Here is a 237-nt window from a genome sequence, read left to right as displayed (position 1 = left end):
GCGTATAGTGGCAAGTTTAATGTTCGCATACCGAAGACTCTTCATCGCCAACTCGCGGAGCAGTCGGAGCGCGAAGGCGTATCGTTAAATCAATTCGTGCTTTACAAATTAAGCCGCTGATTAACAGCGGCTTTTTCTATGCCTGAAAGGATGGTGATACACATGGCATTGACGGCCAAGCAACAACGGTTTGCTGATGAATATCTAATTGACCTCAATGCCACGCAGGCGGCGATC

The 237-nt window shown here is 48.1% G+C and carries 2 protein-coding genes; both read left to right on the top strand.

What is annotated here, in order from left to right; all coding sequences use genetic code 11:
• On the top strand, positions 1–120 hold a 120-nt coding region (locus PPOP_RS21250), incomplete at its 5' end, for a YlcI/YnfO family protein (protein ID WP_006288048.1).
• A 42-nt stretch (positions 121–162) separates the two neighbouring features.
• The coding region (locus PPOP_RS21245) for a terminase small subunit (RefSeq protein WP_006283968.1) at positions 163–237 on the top strand (75 nt) is incomplete at its 3' end.

Origin of the sequence: Paenibacillus popilliae ATCC 14706 (genome assembly GCF_000315235.1) — a bacterium.
Taxonomy (GTDB): domain Bacteria; phylum Bacillota; class Bacilli; order Paenibacillales; family Paenibacillaceae; genus Paenibacillus_B; species Paenibacillus_B popilliae.
Note: the sequence above shows the minus strand (reverse complement) of the source record. Positions and strands in the feature narration are given on the sequence as shown.